This window comes from Shigella sp. SIG6, assembly GCF_053555815.1.
Genome location: NZ_JBQZXC010000037.1, coordinates 23217 through 30186, shown reverse-complemented (window position 1 = coordinate 30186; position 6970 = coordinate 23217). Strand labels below are relative to the sequence as shown.

General features: G+C 51.6%; 8 protein-coding genes and 1 pseudogene. 7 read left to right on the top strand and 2 right to left on the bottom strand.

Translation table 11 applies throughout. The features are described from left to right. Window positions 1-188 precede the first annotated feature (188 nt). Window positions 189-407 (bottom strand): annotated as a pseudogene (locus ACUU1M_RS08825) (isochorismatase family protein); the annotation flags it as partial. Window positions 408-716: 309 nt separating this feature from the next. Between ACUU1M_RS08825 and aspS the strand changes: the two are divergent. From aspS to ruvC, 4 genes are all read left to right on the top strand, one after another. Next, entirely contained in the window at window positions 717-2489 is a 1773-nt protein-coding gene (aspS, locus tag ACUU1M_RS08820) for an aspartate--tRNA ligase (RefSeq protein WP_001258672.1), read from the top strand. A gap of 117 nt (window positions 2490-2606) precedes the next feature. Then, window positions 2607-3059, top strand: coding sequence for a dihydroneopterin triphosphate diphosphatase (nudB, locus tag ACUU1M_RS08815; RefSeq protein WP_001300367.1), 453 nt, complete (start codon window positions 2607-2609; stop codon window positions 3057-3059). A gap of 28 nt (window positions 3060-3087) precedes the next feature. Beyond that, the gene (locus tag ACUU1M_RS08810) at window positions 3088-3828 is read left to right on the top strand and encodes a YebC/PmpR family DNA-binding transcriptional regulator (protein ID WP_000907248.1); all 741 of its coding nucleotides are present in this window, start codon (window positions 3088-3090) and stop codon (window positions 3826-3828) included. Window positions 3829-3862: 34 nt separating this feature from the next. Next, window positions 3863-4384: a crossover junction endodeoxyribonuclease RuvC gene (ruvC, locus tag ACUU1M_RS08805; RefSeq protein ID WP_005075244.1), complete on the top strand. Its 522-nt coding sequence runs from the start codon at window positions 3863-3865 to the stop codon at window positions 4382-4384. Between the two features lies 1 nt (window position 4385). Here ruvC and ACUU1M_RS08800 read toward each other — a convergent pair whose 3' ends face one another. Then, the gene (locus tag ACUU1M_RS08800) at window positions 4386-4988 is read right to left on the bottom strand and encodes a YebB family permuted papain-like enzyme (protein ID WP_001024930.1); all 603 of its coding nucleotides are present in this window, start codon (window positions 4986-4988) and stop codon (window positions 4386-4388) included. A 70-nt stretch (window positions 4989-5058) separates the two neighbouring features. Here ACUU1M_RS08800 and yobI point away from each other — a divergent pair, with 70 nt between their 5' ends. The 3 genes from yobI to ruvB all read left to right on the top strand — a co-directional run bounded on the left by yobI (window position 5059) and on the right by ruvB (window position 6893). After that, window positions 5059-5124 (top strand): stress response small protein YobI, encoded by a 66-nt coding sequence (gene yobI, locus ACUU1M_RS08795; protein WP_001386853.1) that lies wholly within the window; start codon window positions 5059-5061, stop codon window positions 5122-5124. 138 nt (window positions 5125-5262) lie between these two features. Further along, complete coding sequence (gene ruvA / locus ACUU1M_RS08790) at window positions 5263-5874, top strand: Holliday junction branch migration protein RuvA (protein WP_000580323.1); 612 nt, start codon at window positions 5263-5265, stop codon at window positions 5872-5874. 8 nt (window positions 5875-5882) lie between these two features. Further along, entirely contained in the window at window positions 5883-6893 is a 1011-nt protein-coding gene (gene ruvB, locus ACUU1M_RS08785; protein ID WP_000568519.1) for a Holliday junction branch migration DNA helicase RuvB, read from the top strand. The last annotated feature ends 77 nt before the right edge of the window (window positions 6894-6970 follow it).

Sequence of the window (6970 nt, the reverse complement as noted above, 5' to 3'; positions counted from 1 at the left end):
GGAGCAGGTACCGGCATCCACGTTACAGACGGTCCCGGCAAAAGTGCCTGACCTGCCCCCTATTAGCGGTTACCAGCGCCCCACCAGACCCGGTGACATCCCCCCCCGGATCATGGGCGACTGGGGGCAGTAATCATGCCGGGTCTGGCTGGCTAACACCCCATTATAAGGGGTACGAATAAAGTAACGGGGGCATCAACCGGCTGTTTTAATGCTTCGGCGTAATCGGCAGACCAGCCAACTCGCACCAGAAACACGGGCTGACCGCTGGCGCGAAATTTCGCCGCCAGCTTCCCGGCGCGATTAACTACCTCATCGGCAGTATGTGGACCACCGGCAAAAGGTAAGATGCCTTCTTGTAAATCGATCACCACCAACGCAGTGGTTTTAGCATTAAGTTCAAGCATGCTGACTCCTGAAAAAACAAAATCGTGCCTCACACCTTAATGCGATTAGCCGATGGCGGAACGACAAATTTTGTTAATTTTTATGAGTTCGGGCAACACCTTTATAGCAAACTGGCGTAGAGTCTGATTTCAGGCCCGATATAAAGTGGTAACGAGGCGTTCCAGCGCGGGCCAGGCTCTTACGGTGCGGCAGAATTTCCAGTATAATAGCCGCCTTTTTTCATTCAGTTGTGACATACAGCTAACGCTGCGACTTGGTCACCTGCGCAGCAGGGGGCATCCGCCGGCAGCTAAGTTAAGGGATATCTCATGCGTACAGAATATTGTGGACAGCTCCGTTTGTCCCACGTGGGGCAGCAGGTGACTCTGTGTGGTTGGGTCAACCGTCGTCGTGATCTTGGTAGCCTGATCTTCATCGATATGCGCGACCGCGAAGGTATCGTGCAGGTATTTTTCGATCCGGATCGTGCGGACGCGTTAAAGCTGGCCTCTGAACTGCGTAATGAGTTCTGCATTCAGGTTACGGGCACCGTACGTGCGCGTGACGAAAAAAATATTAACCGCGATATGGCGACCGGCGAAATTGAAGTGCTGGCGTCCTCGCTGACTATCATCAACCGCGCAGATGTTCTGCCGCTTGACTCTAACCACGTCAACACCGAAGAAGCGCGTCTGAAATACCGCTACCTCGACCTGCGTCGCCCGGAAATGGCGCAGCGCCTGAAAACCCGCGCTAAAATCACCAGCCTGGTGCGCCGTTTTATGGATGACCACGGCTTCCTCGACATCGAAACTCCGATGCTGACCAAAGCCACGCCGGAAGGCGCGCGTGACTACCTGGTGCCTTCTCGTGTGCACAAAGGTAAATTCTACGCACTGCCGCAATCCCCACAGTTGTTCAAACAGCTGCTGATGATGTCCGGTTTTGACCGTTACTATCAGATCGTTAAATGCTTCCGTGACGAAGACCTGCGCGCTGATCGTCAGCCTGAATTTACTCAGATCGATGTGGAAACTTCTTTCATGACCGCGCCGCAAGTGCGTGAAGTGATGGAAGCGCTGGTGCGTCATTTGTGGCTGGAAGTGAAGGGCGTGGATCTGGGCGATTTCCCGGTAATGACCTTTGCGGAAGCAGAACGCCGTTATGGTTCTGATAAACCGGATCTGCGTAACCCGATGGAACTGACCGACGTTGCCGATCTGCTGAAATCTGTTGAGTTTGCAGTATTTGCGGGGCCGGCGAACGATCCGAAAGGCCGTGTTGCCGCTCTACGTGTTCCGGGTGGCGCATCGCTGACCCGTAAGCAGATCGACGAATACGGTAACTTCGTTAAAATCTACGGCGCGAAAGGTCTGGCTTACATCAAAGTTAACGAACGCGCGAAAGGTCTGGAAGGTATCAACAGCCCGGTAGCGAAGTTCCTTAATGCAGAAATCATCGAAGCCATCCTGGATCGTACTGCCGCGCAAGATGGCGATATGATTTTCTTCGGTGCCGACAACAAGAAAATTGTTGCCGACGGGATGGGCGCACTGCGCCTGAAAGTGGGTAAAGACCTTGGTCTGACCGACGAAAGCAAATGGGCACCGCTGTGGGTTATCGACTTCCCGATGTTTGAAGACGACGGTGAAGGCGGCCTGACGGCAATGCACCATCCGTTCACCTCACCGAAAGACATGACTGCTGCAGAACTGAAAGCTGCACCGGAAAATGCGGTGGCGAACGCTTACGATATGGTCATCAATGGTTACGAAGTGGGTGGTGGTTCAGTACGTATCCATAATGGTGATATGCAGCAGACGGTGTTTGGTATTCTGGGTATCAACGAAGAGGAACAGCGCGAGAAATTCGGCTTCCTGCTCGACGCCCTGAAATACGGTACTCCGCCGCACGCAGGTCTGGCATTCGGTCTTGACCGTCTGACCATGCTGCTGACTGGCACCGACAATATCCGTGACGTTATCGCCTTCCCGAAAACCACGGCGGCAGCGTGTCTGATGACTGAAGCACCGAGCTTTGCTAACCCGACTGCACTGGCTGAGCTGAGCATTCAGGTTGTGAAGAAGGCTGAGAATAACTGATATGACTCAAATACACGAAATCATTCGCGTTGCATCAAGGCGGCAACTGAGTGAACTCCCATGAGCATAGATAACTATGTGAATGGGATGAGCGAAGGCAGTCAACGAAGAGGCAGCGTGAAGGATAAAGTGTATAAGCGTCCCGTTTCGATCTTAGTGGTCATCTATGCACAAGATACGAAACGGGTGCTGATGTTGCAGCGGCGTGACGATCCCGATTTCTGGCAGTCGGTAACCGGCAGCGTGGAAGAGGGTGAAACCGCGCCGCAAGCTGCCATGCGCGAAGTAAAGGAAGAGGTCACCATTGATGTTGTCGCTGAACAACTGACCTTAATTGACTGTCAGCGCACGGTAGAGTTTGAAATTTTTTCACATTTACGTCATCGCTATGCGCCGGGCGTGACGCGTAATACGGAATCATGGTTCTGTCTTGCGCTTCCGCACGAGCGGCAGATCGTTTTCACTGAACATCTGGCTTACAAGTGGCTTGATGCGCCTGCTGCGGCGGCGCTCACTAAGTCCTGGAGCAACCGGCAGGCGATTGAACAGTTTGTAATTAACGCTGCCTGAACAGGCAGGGCTATCTGGAGATATTTTTATGGCAGGTCATAGTAAATGGGCCAACACCAGACATCGTAAAGCTGCGCAGGATGCTAAGCGCGGTAAAATCTTCACTAAAATCATTCGTGAGCTGGTAACCGCGGCTAAGCTGGGCGGTGGCGATCCGGACGCTAACCCGCGTCTGCGTGCGGCGGTGGATAAAGCACTGTCTAACAACATGACCCGTGACACACTGAACCGCGCAATTGCACGTGGTGTGGGCGGTGATGATGATGCAAACATGGAAACCATCATCTACGAAGGTTACGGTCCTGGCGGCACGGCAATCATGATTGAATGTCTGTCTGACAACCGCAACCGTACCGTTGCTGAAGTGCGTCACGCATTCAGCAAATGTGGCGGTAACCTCGGCACTGACGGTTCCGTAGCTTATCTGTTCAGCAAAAAAGGCGTGATCTCCTTCGAGAAAGGCGACGAAGACACCATCATGGAAGCAGCTCTGGAAGCAGGTGCTGAAGACGTTGTGACATATGATGACGGCGCGATTGATGTCTACACTGCATGGGAAGAAATGGGTAAAGTGCGCGACGCTCTGGAAGCGGCAGGTCTGAAAGCAGACAGCGCGGAAGTTTCCATGATCCCGTCCACCAAAGCTGATATGGATGCAGAAACCGCGCCGAAACTGATGCGTCTGATCGATATGCTGGAAGATTGCGACGACGTGCAGGAAGTTTACCATAACGGTGAAATCTCTGATGAGGTTGCAGCGACTCTCTGATGATGCCTGCTAAACAGCAAAACGGAGACGCGTGATGGCTATTATTCTCGGCATTGACCCGGGTTCGCGCGTGACCGGCTACGGCGTCATCAGCCAGGTAGGTAGGCAACTGTCCTACCTGGGTAGCGGATGCATACGCACCAAAGTGGATGATTTACCGTCTCGTCTGAAGCTCATCTATGCGGGCGTGACGGAAATCATCACCCAGTTCCAGCCTGATTATTTCGCCATTGAACAAGTCTTTATGGCGAAGAACGCTGACTCAGCCCTGAAACTGGGCCAGGCGCGCGGCGTGGCGATTGTTGCGGCGGTGAATCAGGAATTGCCGGTATTTGAATACGCGGCACGTCAGGTAAAGCAAACGGTGGTAGGTATGGGTAGTGCCGAAAAAAGCCAAGTGCAGCATATGGTCCGCACCTTGCTGAAACTGCCCGCTAATCCACAGGCGGATGCCGCCGATGCGCTGGCGATTGCCATCACCCACTGCCACGTTAGTCAGAATGCGATGCAGATGAGCGAATCGCGGCTGAACCTGGCGAGAGGGCGACTGCGTTAAGTTATACCGCCTCGGTCAGTTCCGGCTGAGGCGTTTCAACTCCCTCCGCGTGAATCAACACCAAACCCGGATGATGCCACAAACTGGCTGGCGTGACGGTTTTACGCTCCCACGGAATAGAACCTAAGAACCAGAATTTCCAGAAAGTGAGTTTTGCATTCGGATTGCTATTTAACAGTTGTCCAAACGTCTCTATTTCACCCACCGGAATACATAGCGCCTCTTTATAAATATCAAAGACAAATTTTGAACAGAACTGGCGCGAAGATTCGTATTTAAAACCCGTGTGGTAAAGTTTGCGTAGCCGGGAGGGAACCTGTTCAACAATTCGTTGTTTTTGTTGTTCTGTCAGCCCAGCGTCTAATCGCTTTATAGCATAGCGTTGATTAGACGAACGTTTAATAAAACGAGATAGCGTGGTGATGGTTGAAAGGGGAACCCGGCTTTCTGCAACCAGGAAGTCTTCACCGTTATGACCGATAATGATCCCGACGTGATTACTCCAGCAATTTGATGCAGCTGATATTTGACCAAATAAGGCAGCACCTATACATGTAAAGACGATATCTCCAATTTCATATTCAGCAGGGTAATTAATATTCACGTTGTCATTCCATTGAAATAGATACGAATATACGTAATAGCATAAAAAAATTATTTTTTCAGGAGTCGCAATGTATATTTTTATTACGCATTTCTTCACTGAATATGTAATATTCAAATATTTGCTTCCAATATAACCTGTTGAATAAATTATACTGTGCCATTTTTCAGATCATCGGGACACCTCGCAAGTTTTCTTCATCCTTCGCTGGATATCTATCCAGCATTTTTTTATCATACAGCATTATCTTTGATTCATTACGCAGGAGCGTCATGTGATAGGCAGACTCAGAGGCATCATCATTGAAAAACAACCCCCGCTGGTGTTAATTGAAGTGGGCGGCGTAGGCTATGAAGTGCATATGCCGATGACCTGTTTTTATGAACTCCCTGAAGCGGGTCAGGAAGCGATCGTTTTCACCCACTTTGTGGTGCGTGAAGACGCGCAACTGCTGTACGGTTTTAACAATAAACAAGAACGCACGTTGTTCAAAGAGTTGATCAAAACCAACGGCGTCGGCCCGAAGTTGGCCCTGGCGATCCTCTCCGGAATGTCAGCGCAGCAGTTCGTTAATGCCGTTGAGCGTGAAGAAGTGGGGGCACTGGTGAAACTGCCGGGTATTGGCAAAAAAACCGCCGAACGCTTGATTGTTGAAATGAAAGACCGATTTAAAGGTTTGCATGGCGATCTCTTTACGCCAGCCGCCGACCTGGTACTCACGTCTCCTGCCAGCCCGGCGACCGACGATGCTGAACAAGAAGCAGTTGCCGCGCTGGTGGCGCTAGGCTATAAACCACAAGAAGCAAGCCGCATGGTGAGCAAAATCGCTCGCCCTGACGCCAGCAGTGAAACATTAATTCGCGAAGCCCTACGCGCCGCGTTATGAGGTAAAGGATGATTGAAGCAGACCGTCTGATTTCTGCCGGTACCACTTTGCCGGAAGATGTAGCAGATCGCGCCATTCGCCCTAAATTACTGGAAGAGTATGTTGGTCAGCCGCAGGTTCGTTCACAGATGGAGATTTTCATCAAAGCAGCGAAACTGCGCGGCGATGCCCTCGATCATTTGTTGATTTTTGGTCCTCCGGGGTTGGGTAAAACTACGCTTGCCAACATTGTCGCCAATGAAATGGGCGTTAATTTACGCACGACTTCTGGTCCGGTGCTGGAAAAGGCGGGCGATTTGGCTGCGATGCTCACTAACCTTGAACCGCATGACGTGCTGTTTATTGATGAGATCCACCGTTTATCGCCAGTTGTTGAAGAAGTGCTGTACCCGGCAATGGAAGACTACCAACTGGATATCATGATTGGTGAAGGTCCGGCGGCACGCTCCATTAAAATTGATTTGCCGCCGTTTACCCTGATTGGCGCAACCACGCGCGCAGGTTCGCTGACATCACCGTTGCGCGACCGTTTTGGTATTGTGCAACGTCTGGAGTTTTATCAGGTGCCGGATCTGCAATATATCGTCAGTCGCAGTGCACGCTTTATGGGGCTTGAGATGAGTGATGACGGTGCGCTGGAAGTAGCTCGTCGCGCTCGCGGTACGCCACGTATTGCCAACCGTCTGCTGCGTCGAGTGCGTGATTTCGCCGAAGTGAAGCACGATGGCACCATCTCGGCAGATATCGCTGCTCAGGCGCTGGATATGTTGAATGTCGATGCTGAAGGTTTCGATTATATGGACCGCAAATTGTTGCTGGCGGTAATCGATAAGTTCTTTGGTGGGCCGGTAGGTCTGGATAACCTGGCGGCAGCCATTGGCGAAGAACGTGAAACAATTGAAGATGTACTGGAACCTTATTTGATTCAGCAGGGCTTTTTGCAGCGTACACCGCGCGGGCGTATGGCGACGACGCGGGCGTGGAATCACTTTGGCATAACGCCGCCAGAAATGCCGTAAGTCGGATTGGTCGCTCGCGCCGCATCCGACACTGGCAGTGTGTCTGATGCGACACTGTTCGCGTCTTATCAGGCCAG

What these genes read in the sequence shown, in the direction of transcription:
- ACUU1M_RS08810 (WP_000907248.1), top strand. Translation starts at nt 3,088, where the DNA reads ATGGCAGGTCATAGTAAATGGGCCAACACCAGACATCGTAAAGCTGCG.
- ruvC (WP_005075244.1), top strand. Translation starts at nt 3,863, where the DNA reads ATGGCTATTATTCTCGGCATTGACCCGGGTTCGCGCGTGACCGGCTAC.
- aspS (WP_001258672.1), top strand. Translation starts at nt 717, where the DNA reads ATGCGTACAGAATATTGTGGACAGCTCCGTTTGTCCCACGTGGGGCAG.
- ruvB (WP_000568519.1), top strand. Translation starts at nt 5,883, where the DNA reads ATGATTGAAGCAGACCGTCTGATTTCTGCCGGTACCACTTTGCCGGAA.